Below are 17,935 nucleotides of genomic sequence, written 5' to 3'. Positions count from 1 at the left end.
TTAAGAGTTAAATAAAAATACCGATTTTTAAATTCCCTATTTTCAAAAATCGGTATTTTTGGTTTGAATCTATTATTGCTTAATCAATTTAAACGTTTGTTTGCTCATCCCTTTTTCAATAGTTAGGAGATACAATCCCGAGGGAAGTCCAGTCACTATAATCGTTTTCTCTATAGCCATTCCTTCCCGTACCAAATTAGAATCAATACTGTGTATTTTGAATCGGAAGTTGGAGGGGTCAAAGTTGAAAACTTCTAATTTATCTATAGCAGGATTTGGTGAAATGTAAGGAGCAGTTGTTGGGTTTTTTAGACTGTTTGTAGTAGAGTTTATTTCGCTAGTTTCAACATCACTAATGATTTCAATAACAGTATTGGAAGACGGTTTTTCTGTCTTATTATCCATAGTTGTTGAAATTTCAACCGTTGCGATGTTATTTGAAGGGGAACATGCTTTTTGAATAAATAGTTCTAGATTTTTTAGGTGATATTTTTTTTCATAATTCAATTCTCTTGATTTTCGAAAGTAACTACAAGCCTTCTCATTCTGACCTAAATCATAATATATAATCCCTAAGTATTTATTAGCAACAGAATTTTTATCATTAATTTTTAAAGCTTCGTTCAAATCGGCAATACCCAATTCAGTTTTCCCTGTTTTATGATAGGCGAGTCCTCTAATCGTTTTCAAGTCATTTTCAGAAGTACCTCTTCCAAACTTATAAATGTTATCTTCTCTTACTATTGAAATATTTATATGCTCAACAACTTTTTCATATTCTTCAAGTTCTAAGTAGATACTTGCTAATCCCCAATGAGCAAAAGCATGTTGAGATGCAGTCTTAAGAACTTCATTGTAATAATGAATTGCTAATCGATGTTGTCCTGTTTCAAGTAGGTAAGCACCTAAGTTATTATCGTAACGAGAATCTTCAGGATTTGTTTTGATGGCTAGTAAATGATATTCAATAGATTTGTTTGCCATTCCATAAGTTGAGTAGATAAAACCTAAACTGTCATAGATACTTGCCAATGTTTTATTTAATCCCGTTACTTTTTCAGGAGTCATAGCCTTGGCAGTATTTTTGATTTTTTCAAGGAAATTCTTTAATTTCAGATAATCATATTCTGCTAAAATATAATTTCCCAAAAAACTATTTAGAGAGGCTCTTTGATGTATTAAACTGCTATTATTTGGTGTGTCTGCCAATTTGATGTTGATGTCATTGAGTTTGGCTTCTCTTTCTTCTACGATTTGTTTCGTCTTAATTGTATATTCAGAGAAATGATTGGTTTGTTTTAGAAGCGTTCCATGATCAAATACCCAAGTTGTTTTTAGTTTTCCTTCGCTGTTAATAAGGGTAATATTTCCATGATATTTGGATTGTTTATCAAGATAAACCGATTCTTTTATACCTCCTATATTGTGATAAGTTTTTATGCTATCTACTTTTTTATTACTATCAAACCACATTTCGTGAGCAATCATCCCATTTTGATGAAAGCTTTTTTTAACATATTTGTTTTGCGCCAAAGTTAAAAGGGGTGCTAGGGATAAAAACAGCTTAAAGTATATTTTCCTCATATTGGTGAATTGATTTTTAGATTTTTAAAAATACTATAAAAATCAATTAAAAGACCTATAAATGAAAACATTATCTTAACGAACTTTAAGGAAAGAAAATTTAAAGTAGTGCAACAAATTAATAATTTTGGTTATTTTTTGGTTGTTGAAATTATTGAAATTGGTATAAATTTGGGCATCACTATTGAATCTACTTTTGTGCTGTCTTTGACAGTGATTTTAAGTAATGATCTTGCAGTACCAGAAATAATGACAGGTTGTGATTTATAAATGGTATCATCAATAGATAATACCCCTCTTTTTATCATGATGTTGGTTAAGAAATTTTGAACTTTTTTTGACGAATCAGATAAGTTTCCGTCTGAACCAAATTGTCTCATAAATTTACTTGGACTGGGGATTATTCGAGCTAAATACAAACATTCGTTCAATGTTAAGTCAATTGGTTTCTTTTGAAAATAAAATTGGCTTGCTTCTCCAATGCCGTACACATCTGGCCCCCATTCAATAATATTAAAATAGACTTCTAGCATGCGTTCTTTACTCGAAATTCGATTGTTTTCTAATAAATAAACCAACAAAATTTCCTCCAATTTGCGAGACAATGTTTTTTCACGGGTTAAGAAAACATTTTTGATTAATTGCATACTAATCGTACTAGCTCCACGTGAGAATTTTTTGGTTCGAATGTTTTTTACAATAGATTGTTTGAAAGCTTCATTGATAAAACCTCGATGTGTAAAAAAGGATGGGTCTTCTGATGTTAAGACGCATTTTTGTAAATAAGGTGAAATCTGATCCAAGGGCGTAAAGTTTGGATTGGCAGTTCCTACCAAAATGGGACGTTGTAATACGTCTTTAATGATAGCATGATAGACAAAAGAATCATTGATTTTGTTGAGGTTGGCATCTCCATATTTTGTAATCCGTAGATTTTCTTTTTTGATTTTACTCTCAAAAACCAATTGGTTGGGCTTGTTTTTATTGAATTGAAAGTTAAGATTATAATCGAAAGTTCCTGTGGCCTCCATACCTTGAAAATGGGTAAACAAACCATCTGGTAAAGAAGTGATAAAATCTTGGGCTTTCATTTTTGGAATTGCTACTTTGAGTTTATAGATAGTATCTTCTTCAGTCTCGTAGGAGAGGTAAGGATGTAGTCTAATTTTATTGAGTTGAACAGTTGAGCTACTATCTATCGAAATAAAATCAGACCCTAATAGAAAGCGATAGTCAAAACGAGCATTTTTTATAATAACATCTTTGTTAGCAATTTTCGGATGATTAATTTTTAAATTTGAAATAGAAGCATAGCCGTCTAAGTGAAGTTCACCACTACTTTTCGAAATATTTTGAATGTTCACTCTAATGGAGTCAAAACTAGAAATTAGATTATAGCGTTCATCAAAATAAGGCATTTTGATGGCGCCACTATCCATGTTGAAAAAGCGAATGTCTGCTGTTTTCATTCTTGGATCTGCCAAACCTTTTATTTTCCAGTTTTGTGTAAATGTATTTGTTTGAACATTAATTGTGGTTTCAATGTTTTTATTTATTAAGGCCAACTTTTTAATGTTAATCGTAGCTTTCTTACCGTTATCATCTAATTTGAATACCAGGTTTTGAACATTCATGTCTGTCGGTACTAGGTTCAAGATCTTAGAGATGATTCTATAGGTGAAGGCAGCGTAGTCCTTTTTATCATTATTACTGTCCTGCTCCTCCTCACTTTTTTTTAAAAATGCTGCAAAGTTTTTTACGTTTCCTTTTTTAGTGAGTTGTACAAAACCATTTTGAACTTCTAAGGTGCCAAGTTGTAAGTCCCCAAAAAACAACTGCATTAAGTTGACGCTAGTTTTTATTTTGTGGATTTTAAAAATAGTGTCAGCATTTTTTGGTACCAAAGTGACTTCGTTAAGGTTGATACCCGAAAGCCCTTCAAAAGAAGCTTCTTTTATTATAAAATCGCAATTATATTCGGTAACAGCTTTTGAAGTGGTTTTTGCAAGAAGCTGTTCTAATAAATTATTTCTAAAACTAAAAAGACCTAGTATGGCAAGAACCATTACTACTGCTATTATTTTTAACGTGACGTATATTTTTTGCTTGACTGTTCTCATGATTTTATATGATTATCCAAAAAGCATACTTGCGACATCCTCTATTTTGGTAACTAATTCTATTTTTATACCCAGATTTTTAGAGGCTATTTTATTGTATTTTGATACAAATATGGTTGAAAAACCTAGCTTTTCGGCTTCTTGAATACGTTGGTCGACACGGTTTACAGGACGAATTTCACCAGACAAACCTACTTCTCCAGCAAAACAAAACCCTTTGTTCACCGGAATGTCTTCGTTGGAAGATAAAATGGCTGCTACTACAGCTAAATCAATAGCAGGATCATCCACAGATATTCCTCCCGTTACGTTGAGGAAAACGTCTTTGGCTCCTAGTCTAAAACCGGCCCTTTTTTCGAGTACAGCCAAAATCATGTTCAATCTTTTTGCATTATAGCCTGTGGTGCTTCGTTGGGGGGTTCCGTAAACGGCTGTACTTACAAGCGATTGTATTTCAATCATTAGTGGTCGCATTCCTTCAAGTGTAGTTGCGATGGCCGTTCCTGATAATTCTTCGTCTTTGTGCGAAATCAATATTTCGGATGGGTTGGAAACTTCGCGTAAGCCACTTCCGAGCATTTCATAAATTCCAATTTCTGCAGTGGAGCCAAATCGGTTTTTTAACGAACGCAAAATTCGATACACATGATTTCGATCGCCTTCAAACTGAAGCACGGTATCGACCATATGTTCAAGGATTTTTGGTCCTGCAATATTTCCATCTTTGGTGATATGCCCAATCAAAATCACAGGAATGTTCGATTCTTTAGCAAATTTTATAAGCTCGGCAGTGGTTTCTCGAATTTGAGAAATGCTTCCAGCGGTAGATTCTATATAATCGGTATGAAGCGTCTGGATTGAGTCGATTATAACGATTTCGGGTTTAATAGCTTCAATTTGTTTGAATATATTTTGCGTTTTTGTTTCGGTCAAAATGTAGCAATTATCACTAGAATCCGTGATGCGTTCTGCTCTCATTTTAATTTGTTTCTGACTTTCTTCTCCCGAAACATACAAGGTTTTGTAGGGTAGTTTTAAGGAAACCTGTAGTAATAGTGTACTCTTACCTATACCGGGCTCTCCTCCCAAAAGTGTTAAGGATCCAGGCACTAATCCTCCCCCCAGTACACGATTTAGTTCACCATCGGTCGTATTCATTCGTACTTCTTGAGTTGAATCAATTTCGGTAATTTTCAATGGTTTGGATGCTCTATTTATAGGTGCTGATTCGGTTTTCCAAGCTACTTTTTCTTGTTTCTGAATGATTTCTTCGGCTATTGTATTCCATTCCTTGCAGGAATTACACTGACCTTGCCATTTGGCATATTGTGCTCCGCAATTTTGACAAAAAAAAGTAGTTTTTACTTTTGACATAGCTTGAAATTAAATCATTATTTTAGATCTCAAAAATAGCGTAAAAATAGACCAATTCATACATTTCAGAATGCTTTTACTGATTTTTAACCTTTCGTAGGATTAGGTCGTTTGGAGTCATTCAGGATGCATTGTGAGTGCTTTACTGTATTTTTTAATCGTATCATTTCCTGAAAATAGTTATAGAAAGGCAAAATAAAAAATACCGTAAAAATGAAAAAAGGAGTCTATTTGAATAAACAGACTCCTTAAAGTGTAATTTTATAAGCTAATTTAGGTAAGCGTATTGTCTTTTTCATTTGGAAAAATAATCCATGGCTTGAAGGACTTTGCTTCTTCAAATTCTAAAGTTGCATATGATATAATGATGATAATATCATCTTTTTGCACTTTGCGAGCTGCTGGACCGTTCAAGGTGATTTCGCCAGAATTTCTTTCACCTTTGATGGCATAAGTTTCAAAACGTTCTCCATTATTAATATTTACGATAGCTACTTTTTCACCTTCAATTATGTTTGAAGCCTCTAGTAACGTTTCATCAATGGTTATACTGCCAATATAATTTAAATCGGCACCTGTTACCTTTACGCGATGAATTTTTGATTTTAGTACTTGAATTTGCATGGTACAAAAGTAAATTATTTTAGTGATATGGTATCAATCAAACGGATATTATTAACAAAAACGGCAATAAATGCGCGATAATTTTTATCTTCCATTTTCTCTTCACAAGTCAAAAGAGTTTCTTCTTCAGCAATTGCAAAATATTCTAGTTCGAAAGTGTCATTTTTTACGAAAACTGTCTCGACCCATTGATTGACTTCGTTTGCTGTTTGTGTTTTAAATAAATCTTTGGTTCGCAAGAGTGTTTTGTAAATCATACTTGCTTCCTCCCTTTGGTTGAGTGATAATCGTTCATTTCTTGAGCTCATTGCCAATCCATTACTTTCACGAAATATGGGGCAACCAATAATTGTAACTGGAAGAAGGCTTTTTTGAGTCATTTTCTTGACTATTTGCAATTGTTGAAAATCTTTCTCGCCAAAATAAGCATGCGTCGGCGTTATGATTTCGAATAGCCTTTTTACAATGGTTCCAACACCATTAAAATGTCCGGGTCTGAATTTTCCTTCCATTTGGTTTTCCAGCCCTTCAAAATTGAAAGTTTGTGATGTCACATTACCTTCGTATATGTCTTCGACTGATGGAGCATAAATAATAATATCCGTATTTAGTGCGTTGATTTTTTCGGTATCTTGCTCTAGGGTTCTGGGATATTTTGATAAATCATCAGGGTTATTGAATTGTGTAGGATTTACAAAGATACTTACTACTGTGACGTGGTTTTCTTGTAAGGATTGTTGCATCAAAGACAGGTGTCCTTGGTGTAATGCTCCCATTGTTGGCACGTAGCCAATAGTCATATTTTGGGTTTTGAAAGACTTTAAAAAAGTTATCAAAGCTACTTTTCCGTAGAAAATAGGCATGGCTGTTTTATTAAAATTAAATGCAAACATAATATTTTAGTTAATAACTGCATAAAATTTTGTAATTTTGCATGGTTTTTATAGCCAATAAATAAAGCAAATTACAATATGAAAGACAAGAGGATATTATATGTATCATCTGAAGTGGTGCCTTATCTAGCTGAAAATGAAGTCTCTTTGATGTCTTATGATGTTCCGAAGATGGTAAATGATCAAGGAGGACAAATCAGGATTTTTATGCCGAGATACGGAAATATTAATGAGCGAAGACATCAATTACACGAAGTAATCCGACTTTCGGGGATGAATTTGGTTGTTAATGACTTAGATATGCCTTTGATTATCAAAGTAGCTTCTATTCCAAAAGAAAGAATTCAGGTATATTTTATTGATAACGATGAATATTTTAAAAGAAAAGCAACTTTTGCCGATGAGGATGGAGTAATGTATCCAGATAATGATGAAAGAGCAATCTTTTTTGCTAAAGGAGTTGTTGAGACGGTAAAAAAATTGAATTGGGTTCCAGATATAATTCATGTTCATGGATGGATGTCAGCTATGCTTCCAGTCTATATGAAGCATTATTACAAAAATGAAGCTTTGTTCTCAGAAACGAAAATAATTACATCTGTTTATGGGCAATCTTTTGAAGGTAATCTTGATACAGAGATGGTAAATAAAGTGATATTAGATGGTATTCCAGAAGAAGCTGTTTCAGATTTGATTACGCCAGATTATGAAGGGATTATTAAAGCTGCTGTAAAACATTCTGATGGAGTGATCATTGCGTCAGAAAGCTTATCGCCAAGTTTAACAAAATTTATAGAGTCCTCAGGTAAACCTTTTTTACCTTTCGTGCCCAAAGATGCATTTGCTGAAGCTTATACCGAGTTTTACAATAGCGAAAATCTATAATTAATTTTTAGTATTCAATATGTATAATAATTCTTTTTTTAAGAAAGTTCTTTTAATATGTAGTGTTGTTTTATTGTGTTCTTGTGATAAAGATTATAACTCGATAGGGAGTGATATCATAGGTGGGAACCATTTTGATTTTGAGGTACATACTTCAGATGTGGTTGCATATAATCAAATGATAACTGCAGTACAGTCAAATGATCAGGAGGTAAATCCTTTTGGTATTTATGATAATCCAGATTTTGGTACAACCACTGCAAATTTTGTGACACAAGTATCTTTAGCTACAGTATCACCTGTTTTGTTGGATGATCCAAAAGTACAGAGTGTTGTTTTAACAATACCTTATTTTATAGATAACACACAAACTGTTACAACTGCAGAAGGAGTTCGAACGTATGCATTGGATTCTATATATGGTGATCCAAATGGTAAGTTGAAATTAAGTGTTTTTCGTTCTGGGTATTTTTTAAGAAACTTGGATCCAATTGATAACTTTGTAAATACTCAACGTTATTATACAGATCAGAATTCACTTTTCAGTAATGCTAAAATTGGAGTAAGGCTTAATGATGCTACTGATCCCGCTCAAAATGATGCTTTTTTCTTTGATAAAACAGGATCTGTTGTTCCGGCAGTTGCAAATGTATCTGCGGTAGTTTATACTGCACCACAAATGCAATTAACGTTGAATAAAGATTTTTTCCAATCTGTTATTATTGATGCTGTTGCTTCAGGTAAGTTAATTAATAATGATGTTTTTACAGAATACTTTAAAGGCCTTTATTTTCAAGCTGAAAGATCAGGTTCGAGCCCTACTAATTTGTCTATGTTGGATTTTGCTAGTGGTAAAATAACTATTAATTACATAGATGGGGTTGATGCTGCAAGAGATGAAGTTAAAACAATGGTTCTGAATTTGATTGGGCATAAAGTGAGTCTTTTAGAACAATCTAATACAAAAGCAGATTATGCCACAGCTACTAGTTCGGGTAATATTAATACTGTAGACGGTGATAGCAAATTATATTTAAAAGGTGGAGAAGGCTCAATGGCTATAGTGAAACTTTTTCAAAAAGAGGATTTAACGACTATTAAAAATAATGGTTGGTTGGTTAATGAAGCAAATTTGATCTTTCATGTTGATCCAAATTCTGTATCTGTTGCGACCAATGCACAACCCCAAAGGCTTTATTTGTATGATTTAGACAATAATAATTTTATTGAAGACTTTAGAGCACAAAGCCCAGTTGATAATACTAAATTTGGTAGGCTAGTTTACGGTGGTATCTTAACAAAGGATAGTGATGGGGGTTATTATTATAAATTTCGAATCACAAATCATGTTCGAAATCTTATAAGTAATGACTCAACTAATGTTAAATTGGGGCTTGTTGTTTCAGAAGATATAACATTAGCTACAAATGCATATTTAAAAACATCTGGAAATATTTCAAGGGTTCCTCAGGCTTCAGTCATGAATCCCTTGGGTACCGTTTTATATGGAGGAACTGCAGATGTTGCAGATAAGAACAAATTGAAATTAGAGATTTATTATACGAAACCAAATTAATCTAAATTTATGTGCGGAATTGTTGGATATATTGGATATAGAGAGGCTTACCCGATAGTTATTAAAGGGTTGAAGAGATTGGAATATAGGGGTTACGATAGTGCTGGTGTAATGACTTACGACGGAAATACAATTTCTGTATGTAAAACCAAAGGGAAAGTTGCAGACCTTGAAGCAAAAGCAGATAAGGAATGTAATGCCGGTTCTATTGGAATTGGACATACACGTTGGGCTACTCATGGTGTTCCTAATGATGTTAATTCTCATCCGCACGTTTCTAATTCTGGAAATTTAGTAATTATTCATAATGGAATTATTGAAAATTATGCGCCATTAAAAGAAGAATTGATTAAAAGAGGTTATGTTTTTCATTCCGATACCGATACGGAAGTATTAGTAAATTTAATTGAAGAAATTCAGAAAAAGGAAAATATAAAATTAGGTAAAGCAGTTCAATTGGCCTTGAATCAGGTAGTAGGAGCGTATGCGATTGCTGTTTTTGATACTAAAAAACCAGACGAAATTGTGGCGGCACGTTTGGGTAGTCCTTTGGCTATTGGTGTTGGTGAAGGAGAGTACTTTATTGCTTCTGATGCTTCGCCTTTTATTGAATACACTGCTAATGCGGTTTATTTAGAAGATGGTGAAGTTGCTATTATAAAGCGAGATAAACCGTTGAAAATCAGAAAAATAAATACAGATGCTCCTGTAGATACATATATTCAAGAACTTCAAATGAATTTGGAGCAAATTGAAAAAGGGGGTTATGATCATTTCATGTTGAAAGAGATTTATGAACAGCCTAATGTTATTAAAGATACCTATAGAGGTAGGTTACTAGCGGATAAAGGAATTGTTCAAATGTCTGGTATCGAAGATAATCTTGAAAAGTTTGTGAACGCAAATCGTATCATTATTATTGCTTGTGGTACTTCTTGGCATGCTGGTTTGGTTGCAGAGTATATTTTTGAAGAGTTTGCTCGTATTAATGTTGAAGTGGAGTATGCTTCTGAATTTAGATACAGGAACCCTATTATTAATAGTAATGATGTAGTGATTGCAATTTCACAATCAGGTGAAACGGCAGATACCATGGCTGCAATTAAGTTGGCTAAAGCAGCTGGTGCTTTTGTTTTTGGTGTATGTAATGTTGTTGGGTCTTCTATTTCAAGAGAATCTCATGCTGGAGCCTATACTCATGCAGGTCCAGAGATTGGAGTAGCATCTACTAAGGCTTTTACAACTCAGATAACTGTTTTGACAATGATAGCATTGCGTTTGGCTAAGGCTAAAGGTACTTTGTCTCATTCAGATTTTCATCGTTACTTATTGGAATTAGAGTTAATTCCAGAAAAAGTAAAAGAAGCTTTGGAGACTACAAATGCTATTGCTGAGGAAATAGCTTTAACTTTTAAAGAAGTCTCTAATTGTCTTTATTTAGGTAGAGGATATAATTTTCCAGTTGCATTGGAGGGCGCTTTAAAATTAAAAGAAATATCATATATCCATGCTGAGGGTTATCCAGCTGCGGAAATGAAACACGGTCCAATTGCTCTTATTGATGAGCATATGCCAGTTATAGTAGTTGCGCCTATTCAAGGTCATTATGATAAAATTGTAAGTAATATTCAGGAAATAAAATCTAGAAGCGGTAGGATTATTGCTATTGTGACTAAAGGGGATACTGAGGTTCGAAAATTAGCAGATTATGTTATCGAAATTCCAGAGACATCAGATGCCTTGTCTCCACTTATTACGACCATACCATTGCAATTGTTGTCTTATCATATTGCAGTTTTGCGAGGTTGTAATGTGGATCAACCACGTAATCTAGCAAAATCTGTTACGGTAGAATAGTAGTATTGATTAATTTATAGCATTTTATTTGCATGCTAATATTAAGAGATTTCCTTATAAAAGGGGATCTCTTTTTTTTTTGTGGTTATTTTTATGATATATGAATTTATATTGCCAATATTTTATATGCACGCATAGTAAAGATTGCTTTTTAACTAAATATCATTATTAAATTCAAGAAAACACATTGTGTATTTGTCATTAATACCTATTTTGAATTGCGATATTGTAAATATTTAACATTTATTTTTGTTAATACTAATAATTATGTTAACTTAGAGTTAGTAAATCCTAAAATTCTAAAACCTATGAAAATAAAATTGCTTTTAACTCTATTGTTTTTTACTACAATCTGTTTTGCTCAAAATACAATTTCTGGTAAAGTAACTGGGATTGATAATCAGGCTCTTTTTGGTGTAAATATTAAAATTGTTGGTGATAATTCAGGAACCGTTACAGATATTGATGGGAATTTTGTTTTGAAATCAAATAAAAAATTACCTTGGGTGATAGACTTTTCTAGTGTAGGGCTTGAGCGAAAAAAAATGACAGTTACTACTAATAATCAAAAAGTGACAGTTTTGTTAATTCATGAACACACTAAGTTAGATGAAATAGTTATTTCGGCTTCTAGAACTCCTGAAAAAATATTTGAATCTCCAGTTACTGTAGAGAGAATGGGTATTAGAGATATTAAAAAGTCTGCATCTGCTACATTTTATGATGGTTTGGAGAACATGAAAGAAGTTCAGATGAACACGAGTAGTTTGTCTTTTAAGTCTATTAATACTCGTGGATTTGCTTCTGTGGCGAATACTCGTTTTATGCAACTGGTTGATGGTATGGATAATGCTTCTCCATTACTTAATTTTGTCTTAGGGAATATGATTGGTATATCTGAAATTGATGTTCAAAGTGTTGAGCTTTTACCTGGTGCTTCTTCAGCATTATATGGAGCGAATGCCTTTAACGGTATCTTGTTTATGAATAGTAAAAGTCCGTTTACAAGTCCTGGTATTACTACTTATTTTAAATACGGTCAAACGAGTCAAAAGGCAGCTGGAAATAATAATTTCTATGATTTTGGTATTCGTATGGCCCATGTATTCGATAAGCATTTCGCTGCCAAATTCAACTTCACCTATATGGAGGGGACGGATTGGTATGCTACAAATTATAATGATAAAATAGTTCCTGGTCGTGATAGAAGTAATCCAAATTATGATGGTATCAATGTTTATGGTGATGAAGCTACTACTAATTTAAAAGGAGTAGGTAATAAATTGGTTGCTCTGAAGATTATTCCAGCTAGTGCGGTTAATCTTTTGCCAAACACTAATGTAAGTAGAACAGGTTATAATGAGACTGATTTGACGGATAATAAAGCGGGTAATACTAAGGTTGATTTTTCTCTTCATTTTAGACCGTTAGGTGATGAGCGTTTAGAAGTTATTTGGCAAAGTAAATTTGGATTTGGTAATGCTGTCTATCAAGGAGCAAACCGTTATTACCTAAATAATTTTGCAATGCAGCAACATCGTTTAGAAATTAAAGGGAAAAACTTTTTTGTTCGTGGGTATACAACATCTGAAAATGGAGGTAACTCCTATGATATGTTGTTTACAGGTTTAAATATAAACCGTAAATGGAAAGATGATCCAACTTGGTTTGGACAATATGCAGGAGCTTATATCCAAGCAACAACAGCACAGGTTCCAGGTGTTGGTACTAGGCCTGAAGAAGCACATGCTTTCGCTAGGTCAGTTGCTGATACTGGTCGTTTCTTACCTGGCACAGCTGCGTTTAATAATGCTTTTAATAGTGTAATTAATGAGGCAGATGTTACTAAAGGGTCAAAATTGGTAGATAATTCTAAAATCTATCATTCTGATGTCAATTATAATTTTAAAGATGCTATCAAATTTGCAGAAGTGCAAGTGGGAGGTTCTTATAGATTATATCAATTAAACTCTTTTGGTCGTATTTATACGGATGCTGATGGTCCAATAAATTATAATGAGTACGGAATATATTCTCAGGTTCAGAAAAAAATGCTGGAAGATCGTTTGAAATTTACAGGTTCGCTTCGTTATGATAAATCTAAAAATTTCAACGGTAACTATTCGCCTAGATTGTCATTATTGTATTCTGCTGGCGAGTCAAGAAAACATAATTTCAGAGCCTCTTTTCAAACAGGATTTAGAAACCCTACAACGCAAGATCAGTACATCGGTTTTAACGTTGGAAATGCAGTGTTGATTGGTTCTGCTCCAGATAACTTATTGAGATATAGAGAAACAAGGATAGTTAATTCAGACCAAGGTGAATTATTTGCTGGTGGTTCAACGGTACAAATTACTGGTGAAAATGCATACCTTAATTCATATACTGCAGCTTCGGTTAGTGCTTTTGGTGCAATTGCTGGTGCAAATCCAGTTGCGGGCGCCGCTTTGTTGCGTAAAACAGATGTTAGTTTTGTTAAGCCAGAAACGGTAAAAGCATTTGAAATTGGTTATCGATCCTATTTTGAAGGGGTTTCTGTAGATTTGAATTCTTATTATAATGTATATAATAACTTCTTAGGGACCTTAAATGTTATCGCTCCTTATTATGGAAAAGTTGAAGATAATCCAAGTTTAGCTCCTGATCCTACAAATTTGGGTGATACTAGTTATCAAACTTTGCATGCTTTACAAAACGATAACTTCAGGGCTTTTCAGTTGTATACTAATACAAACGTTGAAATTAAATCTTTTGGTTTTGGGGTAGGCTTGTCTAAGAAAGTTATTTCCGATTATGAATTGGGTTTGAATTATAACTATGCCGAATTTGGTTTCGATCAAGCTAAAGACCCAAGTTTTGAAGCTGGATTTAATACACCTAAACATAGAGTGAAAATGTCATTAGGAAATGATAGACTTTTGAAAAATGTTGGTTTTAATATTAGTGGAAGATGGAACAGTGAATATTTGTGGCAGTCAACTATGGTTGATGGAACAATCAAATCGGCTACTGTTGTAGATGCGCAGGTGAATTATACCATTCCGAAAATTAGAACAACTATTAAGCTTGGTGCTTCAAATATTGGCGGAAAAGAATATACACAAGTCTTAGGTGCAGGTCAGATAGGTCAGCAATACTTCTTGTCGTTTACACTTAATCCTAGATAATACTATAAAATTAAAACTTATCCCTCAATATATGATTGTGAAAATGTGGGATCTTATACATATTTAATTATGATAAAAAATTTCAAATGGCTGGCACTCGCTTCTTTAGTTTTTGTAGCCTGTAATAATGATGATGCCGTAGTGGCAAATGCTAACTCAACAGATGGTAAAGCGGTAACCTCAGGGACTGCAAATTTATCAAAGTATGTAGCGCTAGGCGATTCTTTTGCCGCAGGATTTAGTGATGGTGCTTTGTTTATCGAAGGTCAAAAATCAGGCTATCCAAATATTCTAGCTCAGCAGTTTGCCTTTGCTGGAGGTGGTGAGTTCTTAAATCCTTTGATGAATGATAATGTTGGAGGGTTTCTTGCTGGTGGAGTTCAAAGTGCTAGATTTGGTAAACGTTTGTATTTGGCCCCAGGTAATGTTCCAACTGCAGTTGATGGTACATCAAGTACAGATATTTCAGCACATTTAACAGGTCCTTTTAATAATTATGGGATTCCAGGTGCTAAGTGTATTCATCTTGCTTTTGTGGGATATGGTAGTAGTATTGGTAATCCATATTTTGCTAGAATGGCATCTTCACCTGCGGCGACTGTGTTGTCAGATGCGTTGGCACAAAATCCTACTTTTTTTAGTTTATGGATTGGTGGAAATGATGTTTTAGGGTATGCGACTAATGGAGGAGTGCCAACTTCTCAAGATGCTGTTACAGGTGATGATATTACCCCAGTGGCTATTTTTGATGCTTTGTACAAAAGCATGGTAACTAAATTGGTTGCTGGTGGTACAAAAGGAGTTGTTGCTAATTTGCCTTATGTGAGTACATTGCCTTATTTTACAACAGTTCCTTACAATCCTTTAAGCGTTACTGTTTTGGGAGGTGGTAGTGCGGCAGTGGGAGGGGCAGCAATTTCAGCCTTAAATACTGATTTATATACTCCTTTAATTACGGCGCTAACTTTCTTTGGTGCCCCTGATAGAATTAAACTATTATCTGCTACTTCAGCAAACCCTTTATTGATTAAAGATGAGGCTTTGACTAATTTGTCTGCACAATTAACTGCAGCTTTTACTCCGACTCTTGGTGCTGCAACTGCGGCATTTTATGGTGCAGTATTCGGTCAAGCGAGACAGGCAACTGCTGCTGATTTTGTAACTTTGCCTACACAGTCGGCAATTGGTGCAGCGCCAACTGCTTTGGATTCTGGTATTGGTTTTGCTCCGCCTTCTCCTTTGGATAAATTTGGAATCACTTTTCCATTGCAGGATAAACATGTTTTGACGGCTACCGAGGTACTTGAAATTAAAGTGGCTACCGATGCTTATAATGTGACTATTGCCGCTGCTGCAAGTGCAAATGGCTTGGCTTTTGTAGATACAAAAGCTATAATGGAAAAATTAAACACTACTGGTATTGTTGCTAATGGATATACTATGAAATCAACCTATGTTACAGGAAATTCATTTTCGTTGGATGGCGTTCATCCTTCACCTCGAGGTTATGCATTGATTGCTAATTATTTTTTAACGGCAATTAATACAACCTATGGTTCTAATATAAAAGGTGTGAATTTGGGTAATTATCGAATATTATACCCGAAAGTATTATAGATTTAAATATTTAAAAAACCACCATGAGGCCTAATCTTGGTGGTTTTTTTTATACTATCAAATTGTAGGATATTGTTATTTTGAAAAAACTATTTTTTTTGTACACAAAAAAATTGATTTTTTGTTTTAAAAAATTATCTTTGCACTTTGAAAAAAGCAGGTGTTCAGTTGATTTTGAACGAATGCATTCATAAACCTAATTAGCTATTTATTAAATACATAAGTAATGTCAAAAGTAATAGGAAAAGTTGCGCAAATCATTGGGCCGGTAGTCGATGTAGTTTTCAACGGTAAAGATGTTGAGCTTCCGAAAATTTATGATTCATTAGAAATCACAAGAAAAGACGGAACTTTATTAATTCTAGAAGTACAATCTCACATTGGTGAAAACACTGTTCGTACTGTGTCTATGGACTCAACAGATGGTTTGAGCAGAGGTTATGAAGTTGTAGGTACAGGAAACCCAATCAAAATGCCAATTGGAGCGGATGTTTACGGACGTTTGTTTAATGTAGTTGGTGATGCAATTGATGGTTTGCCAGAATTGCCTAAAACAGGTGAGAACGGGATGTCAATTCACCGTCAAGCGCCAAGATTTGAAGATTTGTCAACTTCATCAGAAGTTTTATTTACAGGTATCAAAGTAATTGATTTAATTGAGCCTTACGCAAAAGGGGGTAAAATTGGATTGTTTGGTGGTGCAGGTGTTGGTAAGACAGTATTGATCCAAGAGTTGATTAACAATATTGCAAAAGGTCACGGTGGACTTTCTGTATTCGCAGGAGTAGGAGAAAGAACACGTGAAGGAAATGACTTACTTCGTGAGATGTTAGAGTCAGGAATTATAAAATACGGTGAGGAATTCATGCATTCTATGGAAAATGGAGGATGGGATTTGTCTAAAGTAGATTTACCAGGAATGAGAGAGTCTAAAGCTACTTTCGTTTTCGGACAAATGAATGAGCCTCCAGGAGCTCGTGCTCGTGTAGCATTATCTGGATTGTCTATTGCAGAATATTTCCGTGATGGAGCAGGAACTGACCAAGGTAAAGATGTATTGTTCTTCGTTGATAATATATTCCGTTTTACTCAAGCAGGTTCTGAAGTATCTGCACTTTTAGGTCGTATGCCATCTGCGGTAGGTTACCAACCAACATTGGCAACTGAAATGGGTGCTATGCAAGAGCGTATTACATCTACAAACAAAGGATCTATTACATCTGTACAAGCGGTTTACGTACCTGCAGATGATTTAACTGACCCGGCGCCAGCAACAACATTTGCTCACCTTGATGCAACAACTGTATTGTCTCGTAAGATTGCAGAGTTAGGTATTTATCCAGCGGTTGACCCGTTAGATTCTACTTCTCGTATCTTAACACCACAAATTCTTGGTGATGAGCATTATGACTGTGCACAAAGAGTGAAAGAAATTCTTCAAAAATACAAACAATTGCAAGATATTATTGCAATTTTGGGTATGGAAGAATTGTCAGAAGAAGATAAATTATCAGTATCTAGAGCACGTCGTGTTCAACGTTTCTTGTCTCAACCTTTCCACGTTGCAGAACAATTTACAGGATTAAAAGGTGTTTTAGTAGATATCAAAGATACTATTAAAGGATTTAATATGATTATTGACGGTGAATTAGATCACTTGCCAGAATCTGCTTTTAACCTAAAAGGTACTATTGAAGAAGCTATTGAAGCTGGAGAGAAAATGTTAGCAGAAGCTTAATAATAAGTTATGAATTGTGGGTTATGAGTTTTTTAATAAACTTATAACTCATAATTTTTAATTCATAAGTCAAAAAAATATGATTTTAGAAATAGTATCACCAGAAGCGTCTTTGTTCAAAGGAGAAGTAACTTCAATTGCTTTACCAGGAGTTAATGGAAGTTTTCAGATTTTAAATAATCACGCTCCAATAGTATCTATTCTTCAAAAAGGAACCGTAAGTATTACGGCTGATAGTTTTGAGTTTAGTAAAGAATCAGCAAGTTTATTTACTAAAGTAAATAATCAAACGTATACGTTGGCTATTTCTTCAGGAACTATTGAGATGAAAGATAATAAGATAATTGTTTTAGCAGACTAAAACATTTGTGATTTTATATAAAAAAAAGAGCTATCAGTTTTGAGGGCACTGAAAAAGTCTTTCTAATAAATTGACACATAAAAAGGAGTAGATATCTATGGATTTCTACTCCTTTTTTCTTATATTTAAATCTAAT

Annotated in this window: 12 protein-coding genes; 7 read left to right on the top strand and 5 right to left on the bottom strand. The window is 34.0% G+C overall.

What is annotated here, in order from left to right; genetic code table 11:
• Window positions 1-72: 72 nt before the first annotated feature.
• The 5 genes from M2326_RS13045 to panC form a co-directional block, all read right to left on the bottom strand.
• Complete coding sequence (locus tag M2326_RS13045; protein WP_264619995.1) at window positions 73-1,584, bottom strand: T9SS type A sorting domain-containing protein; 1,512 nt, start codon at window positions 1,582-1,584, stop codon at window positions 73-75.
• 131 nt (window positions 1,585-1,715) lie between these two features.
• A complete protein-coding gene (locus M2326_RS13040) occupies window positions 1,716-3,704 on the bottom strand; it encodes a transglycosylase domain-containing protein (protein ID WP_264619994.1) in 1,989 nt (662 codons plus the stop codon).
• 12 nt (window positions 3,705-3,716) lie between these two features.
• Window positions 3,717-5,078 (bottom strand): DNA repair protein RadA, encoded by a 1,362-nt coding sequence (gene radA / locus M2326_RS13035; RefSeq protein WP_264619993.1) that lies wholly within the window; start codon window positions 5,076-5,078, stop codon window positions 3,717-3,719.
• A 273-nt stretch (window positions 5,079-5,351) separates the two neighbouring features.
• On the bottom strand, window positions 5,352-5,702 hold the full coding sequence (panD, locus tag M2326_RS13030) for an aspartate 1-decarboxylase (protein ID WP_264619992.1): 351 nt from the start codon (window positions 5,700-5,702) through the stop codon (window positions 5,352-5,354).
• A 14-nt stretch (window positions 5,703-5,716) separates the two neighbouring features.
• Window positions 5,717-6,595 carry a pantoate--beta-alanine ligase gene (panC, locus tag M2326_RS13025; protein WP_264619991.1) on the bottom strand — a complete coding sequence of 293 codons (879 nt, stop codon included), beginning with the start codon at window positions 6,593-6,595 and terminating at the stop codon, window positions 5,717-5,719.
• A 78-nt stretch (window positions 6,596-6,673) separates the two neighbouring features.
• On the opposite strand from panC, the gene M2326_RS13020 reads away from it, so the two are divergent.
• From M2326_RS13020 to M2326_RS12990, 7 genes are all read left to right on the top strand, one after another.
• Window positions 6,674-7,480, top strand: a complete 807-nt coding sequence (locus tag M2326_RS13020; RefSeq protein ID WP_264619990.1) for a glycogen/starch synthase — start codon at window positions 6,674-6,676, stop codon at window positions 7,478-7,480.
• A 19-nt stretch (window positions 7,481-7,499) separates the two neighbouring features.
• Entirely contained in the window at window positions 7,500-9,056 is a 1,557-nt protein-coding gene (locus M2326_RS13015) for a DUF4270 domain-containing protein (RefSeq protein WP_264619989.1), read from the top strand.
• A gap of 9 nt (window positions 9,057-9,065) precedes the next feature.
• Window positions 9,066-10,913: a glutamine--fructose-6-phosphate transaminase (isomerizing) gene (gene glmS / locus M2326_RS13010; RefSeq protein WP_264619988.1), complete on the top strand. Its 1,848-nt coding sequence runs from the start codon at window positions 9,066-9,068 to the stop codon at window positions 10,911-10,913.
• Window positions 10,914-11,221: 308 nt separating this feature from the next.
• Window positions 11,222-14,083: a TonB-dependent receptor gene (locus tag M2326_RS13005; RefSeq protein ID WP_264619987.1), complete on the top strand. Its 2,862-nt coding sequence runs from the start codon at window positions 11,222-11,224 to the stop codon at window positions 14,081-14,083.
• Window positions 14,084-14,152: 69 nt separating this feature from the next.
• On the top strand, window positions 14,153-15,700 hold the full coding sequence (locus tag M2326_RS13000; RefSeq protein WP_264619986.1) for a G-D-S-L family lipolytic protein: 1,548 nt from the start codon (window positions 14,153-14,155) through the stop codon (window positions 15,698-15,700).
• Between the two features lie 226 nt (window positions 15,701-15,926).
• Entirely contained in the window at window positions 15,927-17,438 is a 1,512-nt protein-coding gene (gene atpD, locus M2326_RS12995; protein ID WP_264619985.1) for a F0F1 ATP synthase subunit beta, read from the top strand.
• 79 nt (window positions 17,439-17,517) lie between these two features.
• Window positions 17,518-17,799 (top strand): F0F1 ATP synthase subunit delta/epsilon, encoded by a 282-nt coding sequence (locus M2326_RS12990; RefSeq protein ID WP_264619984.1) that lies wholly within the window; start codon window positions 17,518-17,520, stop codon window positions 17,797-17,799.
• Window positions 17,800-17,935 lie beyond the last annotated feature (136 nt).

The organism is Flavobacterium psychraerolatum (assembly GCF_025960985.1).
In the GTDB taxonomy this organism is placed as follows: Bacteria; Bacteroidota; Bacteroidia; order Flavobacteriales; family Flavobacteriaceae; genus Flavobacterium.
Note: the sequence above shows the minus strand (reverse complement) of the source record. Positions and strands in the feature narration are given on the sequence as shown.

Bases quoted from the DNA above. Each gene is read 5' to 3' on its own strand.
- panD (WP_264619992.1), bottom strand. From the start codon at position 5,702: ATGCAAATTCAAGTACTAAAATCAAAAATTCATCGCGTAAAGGTAACA.
- M2326_RS12990 (WP_264619984.1), top strand. From the start codon at position 17,518: ATGATTTTAGAAATAGTATCACCAGAAGCGTCTTTGTTCAAAGGAGAA.
- panC (WP_264619991.1), bottom strand. From the start codon at position 6,595: ATGTTTGCATTTAATTTTAATAAAACAGCCATGCCTATTTTCTACGGA.
- atpD (WP_264619985.1), top strand. From the start codon at position 15,927: ATGTCAAAAGTAATAGGAAAAGTTGCGCAAATCATTGGGCCGGTAGTC.
- M2326_RS13005 (WP_264619987.1), top strand. From the start codon at position 11,222: ATGAAAATAAAATTGCTTTTAACTCTATTGTTTTTTACTACAATCTGT.
- glmS (WP_264619988.1), top strand. From the start codon at position 9,066: ATGTGCGGAATTGTTGGATATATTGGATATAGAGAGGCTTACCCGATA.
- M2326_RS13020 (WP_264619990.1), top strand. From the start codon at position 6,674: ATGAAAGACAAGAGGATATTATATGTATCATCTGAAGTGGTGCCTTAT.
- M2326_RS13000 (WP_264619986.1), top strand. From the start codon at position 14,153: ATGATAAAAAATTTCAAATGGCTGGCACTCGCTTCTTTAGTTTTTGTA.
- radA (WP_264619993.1), bottom strand. From the start codon at position 5,078: ATGTCAAAAGTAAAAACTACTTTTTTTTGTCAAAATTGCGGAGCACAA.
- M2326_RS13045 (WP_264619995.1), bottom strand. From the start codon at position 1,584: ATGAGGAAAATATACTTTAAGCTGTTTTTATCCCTAGCACCCCTTTTA.
- M2326_RS13040 (WP_264619994.1), bottom strand. From the start codon at position 3,704: ATGAGAACAGTCAAGCAAAAAATATACGTCACGTTAAAAATAATAGCA.
- M2326_RS13015 (WP_264619989.1), top strand. From the start codon at position 7,500: ATGTATAATAATTCTTTTTTTAAGAAAGTTCTTTTAATATGTAGTGTT.